The organism is Pedobacter frigidisoli, assembly GCF_032678525.1.
In the GTDB taxonomy this organism is placed as follows: domain Bacteria; phylum Bacteroidota; class Bacteroidia; order Sphingobacteriales; family Sphingobacteriaceae; genus Pedobacter; species Pedobacter frigidisoli_A.
Genome location: NZ_JAVTSE010000011.1, coordinates 12,686 through 32,820, shown reverse-complemented (window position 1 = coordinate 32,820; position 20,135 = coordinate 12,686). Strand labels below are relative to the sequence as shown.

At 40.0% G+C, this 20,135-nt stretch carries 16 protein-coding genes; 14 read left to right on the top strand and 2 right to left on the bottom strand.

The window, feature by feature from the left end; genetic code table 11:
* Window positions 1–12: 12 nt before the first annotated feature.
* From R2Q80_RS21400 to R2Q80_RS21375, 6 genes are all read left to right on the top strand, one after another.
* Window positions 13–1,173 carry an efflux RND transporter periplasmic adaptor subunit gene (locus R2Q80_RS21400; protein WP_316801567.1) on the top strand — a complete coding sequence of 387 codons (1,161 nt, stop codon included), beginning with the start codon at window positions 13–15 and terminating at the stop codon, window positions 1,171–1,173.
* 48 nt (window positions 1,174–1,221) lie between these two features.
* Window positions 1,222–4,404 carry an efflux RND transporter permease subunit gene (locus R2Q80_RS21395; protein ID WP_316801566.1) on the top strand — a complete coding sequence of 1,061 codons (3,183 nt, stop codon included), beginning with the start codon at window positions 1,222–1,224 and terminating at the stop codon, window positions 4,402–4,404.
* A 10-nt stretch (window positions 4,405–4,414) separates the two neighbouring features.
* Window positions 4,415–5,815, top strand: coding sequence for an efflux transporter outer membrane subunit (locus tag R2Q80_RS21390; protein ID WP_316801565.1), 1,401 nt, complete (start codon window positions 4,415–4,417; stop codon window positions 5,813–5,815).
* 318 nt (window positions 5,816–6,133) lie between these two features.
* Complete coding sequence (locus R2Q80_RS21385) at window positions 6,134–9,025, top strand: DEAD/DEAH box helicase (RefSeq protein WP_047798999.1); 2,892 nt, start codon at window positions 6,134–6,136, stop codon at window positions 9,023–9,025.
* Window positions 9,026–9,122: 97 nt separating this feature from the next.
* Window positions 9,123–9,440 (top strand): DUF2892 domain-containing protein, encoded by a 318-nt coding sequence (locus tag R2Q80_RS21380; protein WP_316801564.1) that lies wholly within the window; start codon window positions 9,123–9,125, stop codon window positions 9,438–9,440.
* Window positions 9,441–9,505: 65 nt separating this feature from the next.
* Window positions 9,506–10,288 carry a DUF1080 domain-containing protein gene (locus R2Q80_RS21375; RefSeq protein WP_316801563.1) on the top strand — a complete coding sequence of 261 codons (783 nt, stop codon included), beginning with the start codon at window positions 9,506–9,508 and terminating at the stop codon, window positions 10,286–10,288.
* A 51-nt stretch (window positions 10,289–10,339) separates the two neighbouring features.
* Here the strand turns inward: R2Q80_RS21375 and aat are convergent, their stop codons facing one another.
* Window positions 10,340–10,984, bottom strand: coding sequence for a leucyl/phenylalanyl-tRNA--protein transferase (aat, locus tag R2Q80_RS21370; protein ID WP_316801562.1), 645 nt, complete (start codon window positions 10,982–10,984; stop codon window positions 10,340–10,342).
* 74 nt (window positions 10,985–11,058) lie between these two features.
* On the opposite strand from aat, the gene R2Q80_RS21365 reads away from it, so the two are divergent.
* The 5 genes from R2Q80_RS21365 (at window position 11,059) to R2Q80_RS21345 (ending at window position 17,204) form a co-directional block, all read left to right on the top strand.
* A complete protein-coding gene (locus tag R2Q80_RS21365; RefSeq protein ID WP_047799002.1) occupies window positions 11,059–12,501 on the top strand; it encodes a DUF1800 family protein in 1,443 nt (480 codons plus the stop codon).
* Window positions 12,502–12,538: 37 nt separating this feature from the next.
* Window positions 12,539–13,738 (top strand): DUF1501 domain-containing protein, encoded by a 1,200-nt coding sequence (locus R2Q80_RS21360; protein ID WP_316801561.1) that lies wholly within the window; start codon window positions 12,539–12,541, stop codon window positions 13,736–13,738.
* Window positions 13,739–13,848: 110 nt separating this feature from the next.
* Window positions 13,849–14,424, top strand: coding sequence for a pentapeptide repeat-containing protein (locus tag R2Q80_RS21355; RefSeq protein WP_316801560.1), 576 nt, complete (start codon window positions 13,849–13,851; stop codon window positions 14,422–14,424).
* A 41-nt stretch (window positions 14,425–14,465) separates the two neighbouring features.
* Window positions 14,466–14,822, top strand: a complete 357-nt coding sequence (locus R2Q80_RS21350; protein ID WP_316801559.1) for an iron chaperone — start codon at window positions 14,466–14,468, stop codon at window positions 14,820–14,822.
* Window positions 14,823–14,912: 90 nt separating this feature from the next.
* Window positions 14,913–17,204: a Tex family protein gene (locus R2Q80_RS21345; RefSeq protein WP_316801558.1), complete on the top strand. Its 2,292-nt coding sequence runs from the start codon at window positions 14,913–14,915 to the stop codon at window positions 17,202–17,204.
* 57 nt (window positions 17,205–17,261) lie between these two features.
* On the opposite strand, the gene R2Q80_RS21340 is transcribed toward R2Q80_RS21345, so the two are convergent.
* The gene (locus tag R2Q80_RS21340; RefSeq protein ID WP_047799007.1) at window positions 17,262–18,341 is read right to left on the bottom strand and encodes a mechanosensitive ion channel family protein; all 1,080 of its coding nucleotides are present in this window, start codon (window positions 18,339–18,341) and stop codon (window positions 17,262–17,264) included.
* 131 nt (window positions 18,342–18,472) lie between these two features.
* Here R2Q80_RS21340 and pnuC point away from each other — a divergent pair, with 131 nt between their 5' ends.
* From pnuC to rpsI, 3 genes are all read left to right on the top strand, one after another.
* Complete coding sequence (pnuC, locus tag R2Q80_RS21335; RefSeq protein WP_316801557.1) at window positions 18,473–19,159, top strand: nicotinamide riboside transporter PnuC; 687 nt, start codon at window positions 18,473–18,475, stop codon at window positions 19,157–19,159.
* 128 nt (window positions 19,160–19,287) lie between these two features.
* Window positions 19,288–19,731 carry a 50S ribosomal protein L13 gene (gene rplM / locus R2Q80_RS21330; RefSeq protein WP_047799009.1) on the top strand — a complete coding sequence of 148 codons (444 nt, stop codon included), beginning with the start codon at window positions 19,288–19,290 and terminating at the stop codon, window positions 19,729–19,731.
* Between the two features lie 3 nt (window positions 19,732–19,734).
* The gene (gene rpsI, locus R2Q80_RS21325) at window positions 19,735–20,121 is read left to right on the top strand and encodes a 30S ribosomal protein S9 (RefSeq protein WP_047799010.1); all 387 of its coding nucleotides are present in this window, start codon (window positions 19,735–19,737) and stop codon (window positions 20,119–20,121) included.
* Window positions 20,122–20,135: the final 14 nt, after the last annotated feature.

Below are 20,135 nucleotides of genomic sequence, written 5' to 3'. Positions count from 1 at the left end.
CAAGAATACTCCATGAGAAAAGTAACAACTCTCTTTTTTAGTATGAGCATTGGTATGCTTTTGGCATCATGCGGAAACAAAGATGCGAAAAACGCAGCTGCACCAGCCGGCCCACAGGCTTATCCGGTTTTTACCGTAAAAAGTCAAACAACAGAGCTTAACTCTGATTATCCTGCAACTATTGAAGGGATTCAGAATATCGATATCCGTCCAAAAGTTGACGGTTTTATTCAAAAAATATTAGTAGATGAAGGTGCAGTTGTAAAGAAAGGGCAATTGCTATTCACCATCATGGCACCACAATACGAACAGGAAGTAAGAACGGCCAAAGCGGCAATCAGCAGTGCAGAGGCAGATGTGTTTGCCGCACAGCTTCAGGTAAACAAAACCAAACCCCTTGTAGAGAAAGACATTATCAGCAAATACGACTTGGATGCCGCTCAATTAACTTTGCAAAGTAAAAAAGCAGCCCTGGCGCAAGCTAAAGCAACGCTTGCAAATGCGCAGGTAAATTTAGGCTACACCTCTATTACCAGCCCGGTTGACGGAATAGTGGGGAGCATTCCATATAGAAACGGAAGTTTGGTTAGCAGCACAAGTACCGAACCGCTAACTACTGTTTCAAATACCTCTAAAGTTTATGCCTATTTCTCACTCAATGAGAAACAGTTATTGGATTTTTCTAAAACTTATAAAGGTAATACCCTGGCTCAACAAATGTCGAACATCCCGGCAGTGAGTTTAGTTCTCGCTGACGGAACAGTATACGCACAAAATGGTAAAATAGAATCCATCAACAGCCAGATTAACACCAACACAGGTTCTGCAAGTTTAAGGGCAACATTTCCAAATCCCATTGCGCTTTTGAAATCGGGGGGTAGCGCATCTGTTCGCATTCCTCAACATGTGGAAAATGCCATTTTGGTTCCTCAAAAATCTACAATAGACCTTCAGGGCAAGAAATTTGTCTACGTTTTAGGTGATTCATCCAAAATCGTTAGTACTGAGATTCAAATCATGGATTTGGCCAAGGATAAGTTCTATGTAGTAACTAAAGGATTGAAAGCAGGCGATAAGATCGTACTTGAAGGATTCCAGTCGCTTAAAGACGGTGCCAAAATTAAACCAGAAGAACAAAGTGCTGATTCAGTATATGCTGATATCAAAAAATAAACAATATAGTCAGTGCAGTCACACTCATAAAGTGTAATCAATATTAATATGTTTAAAAAATTCATAGAAAGACCGGTTCTATCTACAGTTATATCCATCATCATCGTTATCCTCGGTGTTTTAGGTTTAGCCACACTGCCGGTTTCACAATATCCGGAAATCGCACCTCCAACCGTGCAGGTTTCTACTTCTTACCAGGGAGCGAATGCCGATGTGGTAATGAATAGTGTAGTTGTTCCACTGGAAGAACAGATCAATGGTGTTGAAGACATGACCTACATGACATCAACAGCGAGTAATGATGGTACTGCCACCATCACCATTAACTTTAAGCTGGGTACCAATCCGGATCTGGCTGCGGTGAACGTACAGAACAGGGTAGCCAGAGCAACAAGTTTATTGCCAGCCGAGGTAACTAAGTCGGGGGTAATTACTGCAAAAAGACAAGCGAGTAATGTATTGATCTTCGGTCTTTATAGTGATGATCCTTCATATGATCAAAAGTTTTTACAGAACTATGCAAACATCAATATCATCCCACAAATCAAACGTATTAATGGTGTGGGAGATGCGAGTGCATTTGGTACTTTGGATTATACCATGCGTATATGGTTAAAGCCTGATGTTATGGCAACATACGGATTGGTTCCGAGTGACGTGAATACCGCCCTGGCCGACCAGAACGTAGAAGCTGCTCCCGGACAGTTTGGTGAACAGGGTGACCAGGCGTTTCAGTATACTTTGAAATACACAGGTAGACTAAAAGACGAAGCACAGTTCGGAAACATCATCATAAAGGCTGATGCAAACGGACAAATTCTTCGTTTAAAAGATATTGCCAGAATTGAACTTGGTGCGCAAAGCTATGCCAGTTCTGTTAAATTTAATGGAAAACAGGCCCTTGGTATCGCCATTAACCAAACCGCTGGTTCCAATGCGAAAGAAGTAATCGAGAACTCGATCAACACACTTGATGAAGCGCAAAAATCCTTTCCAAAAGGAGTTCATTACTCTACCCTGGTTAACGTTAACGACTTCCTGGATGCCTCAATCGAAAAGGTAATTCACACCCTCATCGAAGCATTCATACTGGTATTCCTGGTTGTATTTATCTTTTTGCAAGATTTCAGGTCAACACTAATCCCTGCCATTTCAGTTCCGGTGGCAATTATAGGTACCTTTTTCTTCCTAAGCTTATTTGGCTTTACCATCAACTTATTAACCCTTTTTGCCCTAGTGCTGGCCATTGGTATTGTAGTAGATGATGCGATCGTTGTGGTAGAGGCAGTACACGCAAAACTGGATGAAGGTTATACCGATGCGAAAAAGGCAACTATTGATGCCATGGATGATATCAGTGGTGCCATTATTTCAATCACACTCGTTATGGCTGCGGTATTTATTCCGGTGAGTTTCATTTCAGGTTCATCCGGGGTGTTCTACAAGCAGTTTGGACTAACACTTGCCATCTCTATTATTCTTTCAGCGATCAATGCATTAACTCTAAGTCCTGCACTCTGTGCGCTTTTCTTAAAACCACATGGTGATGACCATGATAAAAAGAAAAACTTTTTAGACCGTTTTTATGCGGCCTTCAATACTTCTTTCGATGCAGTAACAAACAAGTATAAAAAGTCCGTAAGTTTCTTGTCACATGCAAAATGGATTGTAGGGGTGGCAATTGTATTTTTTACCGTCGTTCTGATATGGACAATGAATACCACGCCTAAGGGTTTTGTACCTAATGAGGATTTAGGAACAATCATGTCTGATATTTCTTTACCAGCAGGTACATCTCAGGAAGAGACAAACATTATCATTGCAAAAATCGACAGTATCGCCCACGGAATTCCGGAGATTAAAAATACTTTAAGGGTTGTTGGTAGAAGTATGATCAGTGGTTCCGGAAGTTCTTATGGTATGGTAATTTCAAGATTAAGTCCATGGGATGAGCGTAAGGGACGTGATGTAAAAATCATTATTGGAGAGCTTTTTGCCAAAACGGCGAACATCAAAGGTGCTAAAATCATCTTCTTCGCTCCTCCAACCATTCAGGGTTTTGGTACAAGTGGTGGTTTTGAATTTCAGTTACAGGATAAAACCGGCGGTGACATTAAAAAGTTTAATGACATAGGCAATGGTTTCCTGGCAGCACTGAGCAAAAGACCGGAAATCCAATACGCATCAACCTCGTTCAATCCCAATTTCCCTCAATATCAAATTGATGTGAATGTGGCCAAAGTAAAACAGGCTGGTTTAACTGTTGCTGATGTTCTTGGGGTAATGCAAGGTTACTATGGAGGGGTGTATGCTTCCAACTTCAATAAATATGGAAAGCAGTTCCGCGTAATGTACCAGGCCGATGCACAGTACCGTGCTAATGAACAAACCTTAACGCGCATTTTTGTTAAAAATGGATCTGGACAAATGGCACCGGTCTCTGAGTTCATTACACTAACTAAGGTTTACGGTCCACAGGCTATCTCCCGCTTTAACCTATTTACCTCTATTTCAGTTACGGGTAACCCCAATGCGGGATACAGCTCGGGGGATGCTTTAAAAGCAGTTCAGGAAGTGGCTGCTGAAAGTTTACCTGCTGGCTATGGTTATGAATTCTCTGGTTTATCAAGGGAGGAAATCAGCGGAGGTAGTCAGACTGTCTTTATCTTCTTACTGTGTATCATTTTCGTATACTTCTTACTGGCAGCTCAGTACGAAAGTTATATCCTGCCGCTTGCAGTGCTTATATCTCTTCCGGTTGGACTTGCAGGTGTATTTGTTTTTGATAAGATTTTTGGCATTGACAACAACATTTATACTCAAATTACCCTGATTATGCTTGTAGGTTTATTGGCTAAAAATGCAATTTTGATTGTCGAGTATGCAGTAGACAGAAGACGAAAAGGAATGAGCATTATCAATGCAGCTATTGATGGAGCAACGGCACGTTTACGTCCGATCCTGATGACTTCATTTGCCTTTATTTTAGGTTTATTGCCTTTAATGTTATCATCAGGAGTAGGTGCTTCCGGAAATAAGTCAATTGGTACAGGTGCTGTAGGTGGTATGTTAGTGGGTACACTGTTTGGAGTATTTGTTATCCCGGCATTGTTTATCATCTTCCAGAGCCTCCAGGAAAGAATCAGCAATAAGTCGCCTTTCGAGGACGGAATTGAAAAAGAACAGACACCAGAAGAATACGAGTTGGCAACAGCTAAGAGTAAACACTAATTTAACAACAATGAAATTCAGATATAAGCATTCCATCTTAATCGGTTTTACCATTCTCACTTTGAGTGCGTGTGTAACTAAAAAGTACACCAGCCCACAAGTTGCCAGTGAAGGTTTATACCGGGATAATAATACCACAGATACTATCACTATGGCTGATATGCCATGGAAAAATTTGTTTTCTGACACCACATTACAGTCGTTAATTCAGCTGGGGATAAATCAAAACCTGGACTTAAAACAAGCTATTGAGCGTATCAAGATTTCGGAAGCTACTTTAAGACAAAGCCGTGCCTCATTATTGCCAAGCTTACAAGCTGATGTTTCAGTTACAGATGCTAAACAGGCAGCTGCAGCTTTAAACTTCCCTTCCGGAATTAATATCAACCTGGAGACCCAAACTTACAAGGCTGCATTAAGCACTGCATGGGAAGCTGATATCTGGGGAAAACTAAGCAGTGCCAAACGTTCAGCGTATGCAACATTATTACAAAGTGATGCGGCAAAACGTGCAGTACAAACCCAGCTCATTGCAACAATCGCTAATAGTTATTATAATTTGCTGGCATTAGATAAACAACTTGCCATCACTGAGCAAACTGTAAAAATCAGAACCCAGGATGTGGAAACAATGAAAGCTTTAAAAGAAGGAGCGGTAGTTAACGGTGCATCCGTAGTTCAAAGTGAAGCGAATTTATATGCTGCTCAAGTGACTATTCCTGACTTAAAAAGAAGTATCAAGGAGGCAGAAAACGCATTGAGTATTGTACTTGCAAAAGCTCCGGAAAGTATTAGTCGCACCAATATAGATGCCCAGGTGCCATATGCCAATTTGCAGACGGGTATTTCAGCACAGCTTTTAAAGAATCGTCCAGACGTTATTGCAGCAGAATTTGGGTTTAGATCAGCCTTCGAAAATACAAATGTTGCAAAGGCCTATTTCTATCCGGCTTTAACTTTAACTGCATCGGGAGGTTTAACTAGTTTACAATTGAGCAACTTTTTTGATAACTCCATATTCTATAGTTTAGTCGGCGGATTAACACAACCTATCTTTGCAAAAGGAGCAAATAAGGCACGTTTAACCACTGCTCAGGCAAATCAGCAAATCGCTTTCTATACCTTTCAGCAAACCCTTTTAACAGGCGGACAGGAAGTTTCAAATGCATTGTATGCTTATCAAACCGCAGCAGAAAAAGAAGAAACAAGAGCAAAACAAATTGCCTCATTAACTAAAGCGGTAGACTTTACTAAAGAGTTATTGCGTTACAGCTCTGCTACAAACTATACCGACGTTTTAACATCAGAGCAGAGTTTACTAACTGCACAGTTGAGTGGCATAAACGACAAATTACAAAAACTACAGGCAGTTGTTGAACTATACCGCGCCTTAGGTGGTGGCTGGAAATAAGCACAAGATCCTCAAGTATATAAAGCCATCCCATACATTCGGATGGCTTTCTTGTTTAAGCAGGTTTCACTTACAAAACGCTTAAAATAGCTACATCTGCCTGGATGGGTGGGTGTCCGTGGAAAAGTCAGAATTAAAGAGATTTATGATGCATCACGGAATGAATAACGTTAGTCATCAGCAATGCAATGTTGTAGTTGCGGACCGGGATGAGATTTTTAGTTCCAAATAGGCCCGGCTTTTTTGATGTATTACTAAAATATTGTAAGTTTAAAGTTTTTTAAGCGACTTAGCTTCTAAAAATTTTTATCCACCCCAATGTTACGCGTCGATAGTTCTAAACCATGTAAAATTGTATACTCTTTGTGCAAACATGAGTACCTGGGCTATTTAATTGAACCCCATATTGTTCAACTAAATCCACAGGGTGATTTTTCTTTTACCTATCAGCGAATTTTCACCCATACTGCGGCAGAGTTTTCCGGATGTTTAACCGAAATTGATTTTAAGCTAATCAGGATACTAGATGATATCGAACAGGACTCATTGATTAAAAAATATTACAAAAAATTAATCAGACCTACCGAGTTTTTTGCTAAAATTTTTGATGATAAGTTTTATGAAAGCGTTAGACCTAAGATCGAAAAAAAACTGGCTGAAGCGCTTGAGATTCTAAAAACTAAAGATGCACTGTACATCATGGATAAGGATGGCTGGCCTGTAGAGCGCAAAATAGAACTGGCTTCAGAACCCGCATCAATCTTATTTCACTTCCGTCGCAATGAAACGGAGACAAGGTATTTCCCTACCATAAAATATAAAAATCTTCGGATCGAATTTATGTTCAGGGAAGCACAGATTGTGAGCAATAAGCCAGCCTGGTTGTTGCTTGACGATATTTTATATTTTTTCGATCAGGAAATTGAAGGTAAAAAACTTCAACCCTTTTTGGCCAAACGCTACATTGCAATTCCAAAGTCTACAGAAGCTACTTATTTTGAAAAATTTGTAGCACCCCTGATCGAGAAACACCATGTATATGCTGAGGGATTTGAGATTAGAACGGAGCAATTTGAAGCAAAACCCATTCTGAAAGTTTTTTATGTAGATGGAGGATTGTCACAAATTCAGCTTTATTTCAAATATGGCGAATATACTTTTTCAGTTGAAAATGTACATAAGGTTACTGTACGTTTAGAAAAAACCGCAGACAATTATATTTTTCACAGAATCAAAAGATCAGCAGAGTGGGAAAAAAAACAGTTCAATCTACTCTTATCACTCGGATTAAAAAAAACCAGTACCCTTTTGCACAATCTCGAGGTAGCTCACCAGGATGAAAATCCAAGTTATGCGGCCATCAACTGGGTAAATGAACATATAGAAACGCTGGAAGCTTCAGGGTTTGAAATTGAGCAGGCCACCGGACAGAAACGGTTTGTTTTTGGAATAAGCAAAATAGACCTGGAAGTTAAGGAAGCAAACGACTGGTTTGACATCAATGCAGTAGTGTGGTTTGGAAAATATCAAATACCATTTTTATCTTTAAAGCAGCATATTTTACATAAACGGAGGGAGTTTTTATTACCTGATGGAGAAGTTGCCATTATCCCGGATAAATGGTTTACACAATATGGTAGTCTATTCAGCCTTGCAGATTCAGGAGCCAGTATGAAGCTTAAAAAACATCATATCGGTTTGATCAATGATCTGGCAGAAGATAGTTTGGCAAATGTAACCCTTGAGCGTAAACTTCAGCGTCTTTCTGATTTTGAAGATATCGCAGATATGCAGATGCCTGCACATTTTAAGGGCAGTCTGCGCGATTATCAGAAAGCAGGCTACAATTGGTTTAGTTTCCTGCGAGAATACAATTTTGGAGGCTGCCTTGCCGATGACATGGGATTAGGTAAAACTATTCAGACGCTGGCCATGCTGCAAAAGGTCAAAGAAGATGAACAGGCAATAAATGCCCAAAGCACTTCGCTGATCATTATGCCAACATCTCTCATCTATAACTGGCTTACTGAAGCAAAAAAGTTTACCCCAAAATTGAAAATACTGGCCCACACGGGTTCAAACCGCAATAAAGACATCGCAAACTTTGCTAAATACGATATCGTTATTACCACATACGGGGTAACCCGAGTAGATGCTGATGAATTGAAGAACTTCTACTTCAACTACATCATACTTGATGAAAGTCAAAACATTAAAAATCCATCCTCGAAATCTTTTAAATCTGTCAGAAGTTTAAAGTCAAGGCATCGATTGATTTTGAGTGGTACACCTGTCGAAAACTCCGTAGGAGATCTATGGTCACAGCTAACGTTCCTCAACCCTGGCTTGCTGGGCACACAAGCTTTCTTCTACGAAGAGTACGTACAAGCCATAGAAAAAAAGAAAGACGAAGACAAGGCCCGAAAACTGCAGTCAATCATTAAACCCTTTGTACTTCGACGCACGAAGGAACAAGTGGCCGCCGAACTGCCGCCTAAAACTGAACAGATAATTTACTGCAATATGAGCGAGGATCAGGCCAGTTATTACGAAAAAACCAAGTCCGCCTATCGTAATGATTTATTGCAAAGTATGGACGACGGTACATTTGCGCAGAAACAGGTTCAATTACTTCAGGGCCTCACGGCTTTAAGACAACTGGCTAACCATCCTGTGATGATTGATGATGGTTATGTGTCTGATTCAGGAAAATTTGAGAATGTGATTCATACGCTTGATAACGTGCTGAAGGGCGGACATAAGGTTTTAGTTTTCTCCCAGTTTGTAAAACACCTAGACATATTTAAAAAACACTTTCAAAGAGAAAACATCCCATTCGCTTACCTGGATGGAGCGACGCGTAACCGTGGAGAAATAGTGGCAGAATTCCAGCAAAATACGGAGCTTAAGGTATTTTTAATTTCTATAAAAGCAGGCGGTGTGGGATTGAATTTAACACAGGCTGACTATGTGTTCATTCTTGATCCATGGTGGAACCCGGCAGTTGAACAGCAGGCAATTGACAGGACTCACCGCATCGGGCAGGATAAAAAAGTCTTTATCTATAAGTTTATTGCCAAAGATACTGTCGAAGAAAAAATCCTCGCCTTACAGAACAGGAAGAAGTCGCTCGCCAGCTCGCTCATCACAACTGAAGAAAGCTTCTTCAAATCTTTAAGTAAAGAAGATATCAGGGACATCTTGAATTAAGGTTTCAGAAATTCGCCAAGATCATGATTGCAATCAAGAAAAGAAAAACTCATTTTCATTTCTCTTGTTATTAACTCATAACATAAATACAACAATCATGATGAACGAAGAATTGAATACAACATTAAACAATGTTAAAGAAGCCTGGAAATATCCTGAATTATTTGAAAATGTTTCCAGTTCTGAGCGATGGCTTTCTGGTGCCGCAGGTGGGTATTTATTATTAAAAGGCATTACCAGTATTTTTTCTCACCCGGTAATTGGTTTAACCAGTGCTGCAATCGGGGCCGGATTACTATATCGTGGTATAACAGGTTATTGTCCGCTAAAAGATTTGGCCGAGCAAAGAAGCCTGGAAGATGTTGTGGATGAAGTTCTGGTAACAGAAACCGTTGTTGTAGATAAGCTGGGGTAAAATTTTAAATACGAAATTTCCATTTCTTATAAAACTGGTTAACTTTAGAAAGTTAACACACCATTATGAGCAAATACGCACTATTACTGATCCCAACATTTTTTGCCGTACAATCAATGGCACAAGATAAAAAAACTGACCCGGCCAACGATCCAAAAACCACAGAGGTTTGGGAACCGGTACCAAAAGTTATTTCACCAGGTAAGCTTCCTCAAGATGCTCCTTCGGATGCTATTGTCCTTTTCGACGGTAGAAATCTTGATGCATGGCATTCTGTTAAAGATCCGTCAAAACCGGCAGCATGGACAATTGATGATGGTTTCTTCACAGTTAAGAAAGGAACAGGTAATATCGAAACCAATAAAAAATTCACCGACTATCAGCTGCATTTAGAATGGAAAATTCCGGCAAATATATCTGGTGAAGGACAAGCAAGGGGAAACAGCGGTGTATTTTTAGCATCAACAGGTCCAGGTGATGATGGATATGAAATCCAGATTATGGATAATTTTAACAATAAAACTTATGTAAATGGCCAAACGGGAAGTGTTTATAAACAGGCAGTTCCTTTAGCTAACGCGAATAAAAAACCAGGCGAGTGGCAGTATTATGATATTATCTGGAATGCACCACGTTTTAATGAAGACGGTACGGTTAAAAAACCTGCTACCGTAACCTTGTTTTTAAATGGGGTACTTTTGCAAAATAACTATGTGTTAAAAGGACAAACCAGATATATTGGCGCGCCTGAGTATAAAAGCCATGGGGCTGCATCCATCAAATTGCAAGACCATGGTGATCCAAGTCCAGCCATCAGTTTTAGAAACATCTGGGTAAGAGAACTCTAGCCTAAACTAGAATAAAAAAAGCCTTACAATTGTAAGGCTTTTTTTATGTGGCTAAAATTCACGTTCTTGCGCATGTAAAATCTGTTCATACACATCACGGCTAATCATTTCTGCACCCATGCTCATCAGGTGATCATTTGGCAATTGACAATCGATCAATTCGATATTGAGCTGGGACAAATAAATAAGCGCCGATTTGGAAGCATTACTCACCTTACTAAACATACTTTCGCCACAAAAAACCTGATTAATCTTTACCCCGTATAAGCCGCCAACCAGCTCATCATCCTGCCAAACTTCCACGCTGTGCGCATAGCCGTTACGGTGTAGATCAATGTAGGCCTGTTGCATCTCTGAGGTAATCCAGGTTCCGTCCTGATCTTTACGGGGCGACGTAGCACAGTTTAAAATTACATCCTCAAAAGCCTGGTTTAGTGTAAATCTGAAAAGCTGCGCACTTAAGGTTTTTCTCATGCTTTTACTGATCCTGATCTTATCAGGATATATCACACACCTTTGATGTGGAGAGTACCAGAGGATGGGATCTCCTTCGCTAAACCAGGGAAAAATCCCATTGCTGTAGGCATTTAGTAAACGCTCCAGACTTAAATCACCCCCTATCGCCAATAAACCATCCTCTTCGGCAAGTGAAGGTTCGGGAAAACCGGGTTCATTTTCATCGAGTTGGAAAAACATATGCGAAAATAAGAAAGAAAACAAACTTTAAACCCTTACGTTTAATAAGAGTCTTACAGTTTAAATCGTAGATTATGAGCACTAAAGATAATTTCATCAAAGTTAAGCACCTTTATAACAGAGCTGGTTTTGGCATATCTTATTCTAATTTACAGAAACTCAGCAAAAAAAATATCCATAAAGTAATTGATGGGCTTTTGGAAGAGCCAAAAGAAGATGATTCATTAAAACTTGTTGATGAATCTGAAGAAAAACGTCAGCTGCTGGTACAGGCAGGACTTTATGCAAAAAAAGACCTCAACGATGAGGAAAAAAAAATGCGTCAGGAAATTATCCGCATGCAGAATGAGATCAGCAAGGATTTAAACATTGCCTTCATTAGCAAAATGATTAATACTGAGCATCCCCTGCGGGAAAAGATGACCCTGTTTTGGCACGGACATTTTGCCTGTCGCAGTAACAATCCAATGTATGCACAACAGCTTAATAACATCCAGCGTAAACATGGTTTAGGCAGTTTTAAAACTCTGCTGGTAGAGGTTTCCAAGTCTCCAGCCATGCTCAATTACCTGAATAATCAACAAAACAAAAAAGGCAAGCCTAATGAAAACTTTGCCCGGGAGCTAATGGAACTTTTTACGTTAGGCAGAGGAAAGTATAGCGAGCAGGACATTAAAGAATCGGCACGCGCTTTTACCGGATGGAGCTATGATAAAGACGGAACATTCATCTTCAGAAAAAATCAGCATGATGAAGGGACTAAAACTTTTTTTGGAAAGGTAGGTAATTTCGAAGGCGAGAATATCATAGACATCATTCTGGAAAAGCCCGAAACGGCTGAGTTCATTGCAAGAAAAGCTTATAAATTTTTTGTGAACGACACCCCTGATGAAACGCATGTAAAAGAATTAGCCTCACATTTCTACAATTCCAAATATGATATCAGCGAACTCATGAAAAAGATGTTCAGTGCTGACTGGTTCTATAATTCTGAAAACGTGGGTACTAAAATTAAATCACCGGCAGAGTTTCTGGTAGGCTTGAGCCGCGAATTCTTTGTTACCTACAATAAACCCACTGTATTGATTCAGCTCCAAAGCAGTCTTGGCCAATATTTATTTAATCCACCGAATGTAGCGGGATGGCCAGGTGGACAAAGCTGGATCGACAGTTCATCATTAATGCTGAGGATGCGCATCCCTTCATTAGTATTGAATGATGGGGAAATAGATTTCAGTGGTAAAGCCGACCCTGAAGATGAGGCCGTAATCGCACTGAGTCGCGCAGGCACCAATAATGCAAATGCTTCGGCCAAACCAAAGTCTTATGTAAATGCAAACGCCAACTGGCCTAAGTTTTTAAGTACGCTACCCCGTGGTTTAACCCCGCTTGCGCTAACGGAATTTTTGCTGCAACCCAGGTTAAATGATAAGATAACTAACATGGTAAGCGATAACAAAGGACTGAGAAGTACAGCCGTCGAAATTACGAGCATGCCAGAATATCAACTTTGCTAATTATTCAGGTACTCATCATTCACTAAAGAACAAAGAGATGGACAGAAGAAACTTTTTAAGAAATACAGGATTTGTAGCGGCAGGTTCATTGTTTGTACCTGCTTTCATGAAGCCTTTAGAGGCGATGGCTTTAGACGAACTTAGCCTTTATAAAAATTTAGTTGTCGTTCAACTCTCCGGTGGTAATGACGGCCTTAACACGGTTATTCCGCATGGAAACGACATCTATTATCAGAAAAGGAGAAGCATTGCCATTAAACCAGCGGAAGTTCTAAAGCTAAATGACATGCAAGGGCTAAATCCAAATATGAAAGCCCTGCAGGAAATTTATGATCAGGGCTGGATGACCATTATCAATGATGTGGGCTACCCCAACCCCGACCGCTCCCATTTTCGCTCCATGGATATCTGGCAAACAGGAAGTGATAGTAACCAGTTCTTATCAACCGGATGGATCGGCAGATATTTAGACAGCAACTGCCAGACCTGCAAATTTCCTTATACTGCCATTGAAGTTGATGATTCGCTTTCACTGGCATTAAAAGGACAAAGTAAAAAAGGAATAGCACTCAAAGACCCTGCTTCTTTATTTCGCAACACCAATGATCCTTTTTTTAAAGCCATGCTGCAAAGCGAAAAAGAACATTTGGATGAAGATAATCTCGGCTATTTATATAAAACCATGATTGAAACACAATCCTCGGCCAGCTACATTCAAAATACCTCAAAAATTTATCAGTCCAAATCTATCTATCCTGCTTCAGGTTTTGCCAATCAGTTAAAAACAGTATCCAAGTTTATTTCGTCAGGACTAAAAACACGTGTTTATTATGTTTCTCTAAGTGGTTTCGACACCCACGTTAACCAGATTAACCAGCAAGGAAACCTACTCAAACAGTACAGTGAAGGCATGGCCGCATTCTTAAAGGACTTGAAAACAAATAATAAGTTGGATGACACCCTGGTGATTACCTTTTCTGAATTTGGGCGCCGCGTTGAGCAAAATGCAAGTAATGGGACCGATCATGGAACCGCAAATAACATGTTCATCTTTGGCGGCAAACTGAAAAAACAAGGCATATTCAATGATGCCCCAAATTTAAGTGATTTAGATACAGGAGATTTGAAATATCAACTTGATTTCAGACAAGTTTACGGAACCATATTAGACAAATGGCTTGATGTGAACAACGCAGATATTTTGAATAAAAAATTTAATACACTTGATTTTATCTAATTGAGATTCATCTTGTAATTATTATTTTTACAATAAAAATAAAAGCAGTTTTTCTATCGGCGTTTAAGATTTAGAAGAATCTCTATCTTAGCAGGCACAAAAGCCGATATATGTCCGTAAACTACATTGCTGATCAAACATTCGATAAACAAGATTTTACCTTAAGACCTGTTCCAAAAGCAGAATACGAAGGGTGCAGCTTTATAAGCTGTAATTTTTCAAATTCCGATCTAAGTGGAGTCAAATTTCTAGATTGCAGCTTCACTTCCTGTAACCTTAGCTTAGCCAGCCTAATAAAAACTGTTTTCAGCGATGTATCGTTCAAAGACTGCAAAATGCTTGGTTTACGCTTCGAAAACTGTAATGATTTCGGTCTGGCTTTCAGCTTTGATAACTGCAAATTAGATCATTGCTCCTTCTATAAGCTTAAACTTAAAAAAACCACTTTTAAAAACGCCCAACTTCACGAAGTAGATTTTTCTGAATGCGATTTATCAAGTTCCGATTTTCGGAATTGCGATTTACTTCAATCAACCTTCGATAAAACAATTTTAGAAAAGGCAGACTTCCGAAGCGCATATAATTACTCCATCGATCCTGATAACAATCGCCTCAAAAAAGCAAAGTTTTCAAAATCAGGTTTAGCGGGACTTTTGCATAAATACGATCTTCAGATCAGCGAATAGCATTAACATTTTTTGTATTTTCATTTAACAATGTTAATGTTATGGAAAAAACAGAACCAACAACAATCGACGAATATATTGCGCTCTTCCCTGCAAAAACACAGGAAATGCTGCAGCGGGTTCGCCGGGCCATTCGTCAGGCTGTTCCCGAAGCCCGGGAAGTGATCAGTTATAAAATGCCGGCCTTTAAGCAAAATAAAGTACTGGTATATTTTGCTGCCTATAAAAATCATATCGGCTTCTATCCTACCGGTTCTGGAATTGAAGCATTTAAAAATGAATTTGGAGATTATAAATGGAGCAAAGGCGCAGTTCAGTTCCCAATTGATAAGCCTATCCCATTAGATTTGATTAGTAGAATATCAAAATTCAAAGCAGAAAGGGATCAGACTTCATAAATTTACTCACAAATTTCAGTGGAAAACTTCATTTTAAAAATCCTGAAATACAGTAAATCCTGATTAGCTTTGCCGCATTAATTTTTGAATATGTTAGCTCATCATAAAATAATCGCAGCAGAATTAAAGGTTGCAGAGAAACAAGTTACAGCAACGGTAAACCTATTGGACGAGGGCGCGACGGTGCCTTTTATCTCCCGGTACCGTAAGGAATTAACCGGAAGTCTGGACGAGGTTGAAGTTGCCGCCATCCGGGACAGGGTTTTGCAGTTACGTGACCTGGACAAACGCAGAGAGGCCATTTTGAAGTCTATGACCGAACTGGGCAAGCTAACACCAGAACTTGAACAACAGATTAATGAAGCCGAGACCATCTCGCTTTTAGAAGACATTTATCTTCCTTATAAACCTAAGCGTAAAACGCGCGCTTCAGTGGCAAAAGAAAAAGGTCTGGAACCATTGGCCCTAAAGATCTTTGATCAACAAAATTTCGATGTAGACACTACAGCTAATCAGTTTATAGATAGTGAAAAGGGGGTGAACTCCCCGGAGGAAGCACTAGCTGGTGCCAGAGATATTATTGCTGAAATGATATCGGAAAATGCGGATGCCCGTACTAAAATGCGTACCTATTTCCAGGAGAAAGCGACCTTTAAATCTGAGGTGATCAAAGGCAAAGAAGAAGAAGGCATTAAATACAAAGACTACTTTGAGTGGAATGAGCCCGTAAAAACAGCTGCTTCTCACCGGGTTTTGGCTATGCGGCGTGGAGAAAAAGAACTAATCCTGCGTTTAGATGCATTACCGCCTGCAGAAGATGCAATTAGTATTCTGGAAGCCCAATTCATACAAGGAAACAATGCGGCCTCGAAACAGGTTCAACAAGCTTTGGAAGATGGTTATAAAAGACTGTTAGAACCGGCAATGGAAACAGAACTTCGCGTGCTTACCAAACAAAGAGCAGATGAAGAAGCTATTCGGGTATTCGCTGAAAATGCGCGACAACTTCTGCTTGCGGCGCCAATGGGCCAAAAGAACGTATTGGCAATTGATCCTGGATTCCGGACAGGCTGTAAGGTAGTTTGTTTAGATAAGCAAGGTCAGTTACTGGAAAATACTGCCATTTACCCGCATACGGGCCAGGGGAACGTTAAAAATGCAGAAAATGTCATTCAACAACTTTGTCAGAAATATAATATTGAAGCCATTGCTATTGGAAACGGAACGGCTGGCAGAGAAACCGAATCATTTATCCGCAGTTTGAACTTGCCAAATGTAACCATCGTCATGGTAAATGAGAGCGGTGCTTCCATTTACTCAGCATCCGAGGTGGCAAGGGAGGAATTCCCAACCCAGGATATAACGGTACGTGGTGCCGTATCAATTGGCCGGCGTTTGATGGATCCGTTAGCCGAACTGGTAAAAATAGATCCAAAATCCATTGGTGTTGGGCAGTATCAGCATGATGTAGACCAGAATAAGCTGCAGGCCAGTTTGGATGATACGGTAATTAGTGCTGTGAATGCAGTTGGGGTAGAGCTCAATACCGCTTCCAAACAAATTTTGGCTTATGTATCAGGCTTAGGGCCAACTTTAGCTCAAAATATAGTAGACTACCGGAATACAAACGGAGCTTTCAAAAATCGCGAAAGTTTGAAAAAGGTTCCCCGCCTGGGCGACAAAGCCTACGAACAAGCTGCAGGTTTCCTCCGCATCCGCAATGCAGAAAACGCATTGGATACCAGTGGTGTACACCCTGAGCGTTACAATGTAGTGGATAAAATGGCCAAAGATCTGGGTACAACTGTTTCTGCCTTAATGAAAGATCCACAGTTGCAAAAACAGATTAAGCCACAGCAATATGTTACCGAACATATCGGCTTGCCTACCTTAAACGATATTCTCAAAGAACTGGCTAAACCCGGTCGGGATCCGCGCGAACAGTTTGAGGCCTTTAGCTTTACAGATGGCATAAACGCAATAGCAGATCTTCGGGTAGGAATGAAACTTCCGGGTATCGTAACCAATATTACTAATTTTGGGGCTTTTGTTGATATAGGGGTACATCAGGATGGCCTGGTTCATACCAGTCAGCTCGCCAATAGATTTGTAGCCAATCCTAACGATATTGTAAAAGTGCATCAAAAAGTAGAAGTAACGGTGATGGAAGTTGATCCAGCCAGGAAAAGAATTTCTCTTTCGATGAAAACTGAGGCTAGACCGAAGGCCGCGGGTCAAACACGGGAGCCGAAACAGCAACAAAAACCAAAGCCAGATTATAAAGCAAATCCAAAGCACAGCTTTAAACCTCGTAATGAACCAAAAGATGCGGAAGGTGACTTGCAGGAAAAGCTTGCAAAGTTAAAAGGCATGTTTAAATAAATTTATTCACCACCTCAGGCATCTTTGGCTACGTATGTAGGTGCCTGAGGCGGTGAATTATATGTTATCAAATTTATCCTTGAACGCTAATCTTTTCTTCGGTAAACTTTCAGGATAGTTACTTTGGATAAAGGCAATCATCGCCTCGCGGATATTACAGCGTAAATCGAACGCCCGTGATGAATTGGAAGCGCTCATTAAAAAGCGAACCTCAATTGATCCGTCTTTTGTACTGTCAGTAACCTGAACAACATTTACCCGTTTATCCCAAAGCGGATTCAAATCAAGTAGCCTGGTCATCTCCTGACGGAGCGGCTCGATTGGTATAGTATAGTCGAGGTATAAAAAAACAGTCCCCAATAAATCCGCCGAAACCCTGGTCCAGTTCTGAAACGGCTTTTCAATGAAATAAGTTATGGGTAATATTAAACGTCGTTGGTCCCAAATGTTGACTACAACATAGGTTAAGGTAATTTCTTCAACTTTCCCCCATTCCCCTTCAACAATTAATACATCATCAATCCTGATGGGCTGTGTAAAGGCAATCTGAAAACCAGCTAACAGGTTTCCCAATGATTTCTGAGCTGCAAATCCAATAATAATACCACCAATTCCAACACCTGTAAGTAGCCCTGCTCCGATTTTTCGCATGCTTTCAAAGCTGAGGAGAATAATAGCAGCAGTAATGAGGATGATGAGTGAAACGATAAACTTTCTTACAAACTGAAGCTGCGTTCTTATTTTTCGTTCTTTTAAGTTATTCTCTTTGTTGAGATCATATTTCAGATAGAAAAAATCCTCCAGAATGTTAATCAGCCGAACCAGAATCAATGCAAAATTTATCGTTAGCGCAATTTCCAGGGCTTTATCTAATGGTAACCTGATGCCTGCAGGCATCACCATGATATCCAGAGAAGAGTTTAGCAATAGCAACGGAATAAACAAAGCCACTGGTCTGCGCAGGTGCTTGATGGTCGATTTGATAATGATAAAATCCCACCACCTTGATAGCAACAAAAAGAGTTTGTGAATGAGAAACCTTAGTAATATCCCAATTAGAATCGCCACAACACCAATAATAATGTTCTTTAAAAACAGCGGGACAGGATAACCGAAAATATTATCTAAATAATGCATTTAAGAAATTTGTTGGTTAATGATGAGGTGAACTCCATGCGATATTTTACTAACACCAGGGGCTTATTTTTGTTTTTAGAACCAGCAGACTCAGGTAATTATTTTCTAATTTAGACATTCAATTACCTAAGATGGATTTTTTTAACTCCCACAGCATATTTTTCAAAGTACTTGGCTATCCCATGAGTTACCTGGAGTTTTTCGCAGTACTTACTGGGATACTATCGGTGATATTGTCGGCCAGAGCAAGTATTTGGAGCTGGCCTGCAGGAATAGTAAATGTTTTCCTATCTGCTTTCTTTTATTATCAAATCCAGCTTTATCCGGATATGTTTTTAATGGTTTTCTTTTTCATTACGAACATTATAGGATGGTGGCGATGGGCAAATCCGAAGCCGCAAGAGGCTGATCAGAGAAAACAGCTGAAGGTAAGTTTTATGCCGCCGAAACAATTCCTGATCTGGCTCGCTGTTGGTGTAGCCGGAACCCTATTGGTTGGTACTTTAGCCAGTCAGCTGCATAACTGGTTTCCCCTGCTGTTTAATTTACCAAGCGCATATCCTTTTGTAGATTCGTTTATTTTAGTGATGAGTGTGATTACGACATTACTGATGATTGAGAAAAGAATAGAATGCTGGATAATATGGTTATTGATTGACGTCGTAGCAACTTACTTGTATTTTTTAAAAGGGGCTAAATTTTTCGGAGTTGAATACTTTATCTTTACTATTATCGCAGCATTTGCCTTATGGAACTGGATAAGGGAGTACAGAAGCTATAATAAAAGTGTATCAGATTTTCAAGATCGCAAATTGTAACCGCGGAAATGGCAAACAGTGCCAAAAAAAATCACTTCAACTATTTGATAATAAAAGTATTTAATCTATCTTTGCAGTCCCAAATTTAATGGGAATAATAAATTGTTTAATAAATTAAATACAAGCAAGTGAATACGTTAAGTTACAAAACTGTCTCGGCCAATGCGAAAACTGTTAACAAACAGTGGATTGTTGTTGATGCGCAAGGCGAGATTTTGGGGCGCTTGTCATCGAAGATCGCTATGATCATCCGTGGTAAAAACAAGCCTGAGTACACCCCACACGTAGATTGCGGAGATAACGTTATCGTTATCAATGCAGACAAGGTTAAATTGACAGGAAACAAATTCAGCGAAAAGCAATATGTTTCTTATACTGGTTATCCAGGTGGTCAACGTTTTATCTCTCCAAAAGAGTTAATGGCGAAACACCCTCAACGTGTAATCGAGAAAGCGGTACGTGGTATGTTACCGAAAACTAAATTGGGTAAAAAATTATACACCAATCTTTTTGTGTATGCTGGTGAAAACCACCCTCATGCAGCTCAATCTCCAAAAACCATTAAACTTTAAGAAATGTCAGTTACTAACACTTCAGGAAGAAGAAAAACAGCTGTTGCACGTATCTACTTAAAAGATGGTGCTGGAGCAATTACCGTTAACGGTAAAGACCACAAAGTATATTTCCCAACTTTACCTTTGCAATATATCGTAAACCAGAGTTTAGAAGTTTCTGAGCTTGCAGGTCAATATGATATTACTGTAAACGTTAAAGGCGGTGGAGTAAAAGGACAAGCAGAAGCTGTTCGTTTAGCTATTGCTAAAGCGATTGTTGAACTAGATGCGGATAAAAAACCTGCATTACGTGCTAAAGGCCTGGTAACGCGTGATATGCGTATGGTTGAGCGTAAGAAACCAGGACGTGCTAAAGCTCGTAAGAAATTCCAATTCAGTAAACGTTAATCACAGGAGGCAAA

Excerpts from the sequence above, each read along its gene's own strand:
- R2Q80_RS21400 (WP_316801567.1), top strand. The coding sequence starts at position 13 with ATGAGAAAAGTAACAACTCTCTTTTTTAGTATGAGCATTGGTATGCTT.
- R2Q80_RS21395 (WP_316801566.1), top strand. The coding sequence starts at position 1,222 with ATGTTTAAAAAATTCATAGAAAGACCGGTTCTATCTACAGTTATATCC.
- R2Q80_RS21390 (WP_316801565.1), top strand. The coding sequence starts at position 4,415 with ATGAAATTCAGATATAAGCATTCCATCTTAATCGGTTTTACCATTCTC.
- R2Q80_RS21385 (WP_047798999.1), top strand. The coding sequence starts at position 6,134 with ATGTTACGCGTCGATAGTTCTAAACCATGTAAAATTGTATACTCTTTG.
- R2Q80_RS21380 (WP_316801564.1), top strand. The coding sequence starts at position 9,123 with ATGATGAACGAAGAATTGAATACAACATTAAACAATGTTAAAGAAGCC.
- R2Q80_RS21375 (WP_316801563.1), top strand. The coding sequence starts at position 9,506 with ATGAGCAAATACGCACTATTACTGATCCCAACATTTTTTGCCGTACAA.
- aat (WP_316801562.1), bottom strand. The coding sequence starts at position 10,984 with ATGTTTTTCCAACTCGATGAAAATGAACCCGGTTTTCCCGAACCTTCA.
- R2Q80_RS21365 (WP_047799002.1), top strand. The coding sequence starts at position 11,059 with ATGAGCACTAAAGATAATTTCATCAAAGTTAAGCACCTTTATAACAGA.
- R2Q80_RS21360 (WP_316801561.1), top strand. The coding sequence starts at position 12,539 with ATGGACAGAAGAAACTTTTTAAGAAATACAGGATTTGTAGCGGCAGGT.
- R2Q80_RS21355 (WP_316801560.1), top strand. The coding sequence starts at position 13,849 with ATGTCCGTAAACTACATTGCTGATCAAACATTCGATAAACAAGATTTT.
- R2Q80_RS21350 (WP_316801559.1), top strand. The coding sequence starts at position 14,466 with ATGGAAAAAACAGAACCAACAACAATCGACGAATATATTGCGCTCTTC.
- R2Q80_RS21345 (WP_316801558.1), top strand. The coding sequence starts at position 14,913 with ATGTTAGCTCATCATAAAATAATCGCAGCAGAATTAAAGGTTGCAGAG.
- R2Q80_RS21340 (WP_047799007.1), bottom strand. The coding sequence starts at position 18,341 with ATGCATTATTTAGATAATATTTTCGGTTATCCTGTCCCGCTGTTTTTA.
- pnuC (WP_316801557.1), top strand. The coding sequence starts at position 18,473 with ATGGATTTTTTTAACTCCCACAGCATATTTTTCAAAGTACTTGGCTAT.
- rpsI (WP_047799010.1), top strand. The coding sequence starts at position 19,735 with ATGTCAGTTACTAACACTTCAGGAAGAAGAAAAACAGCTGTTGCACGT.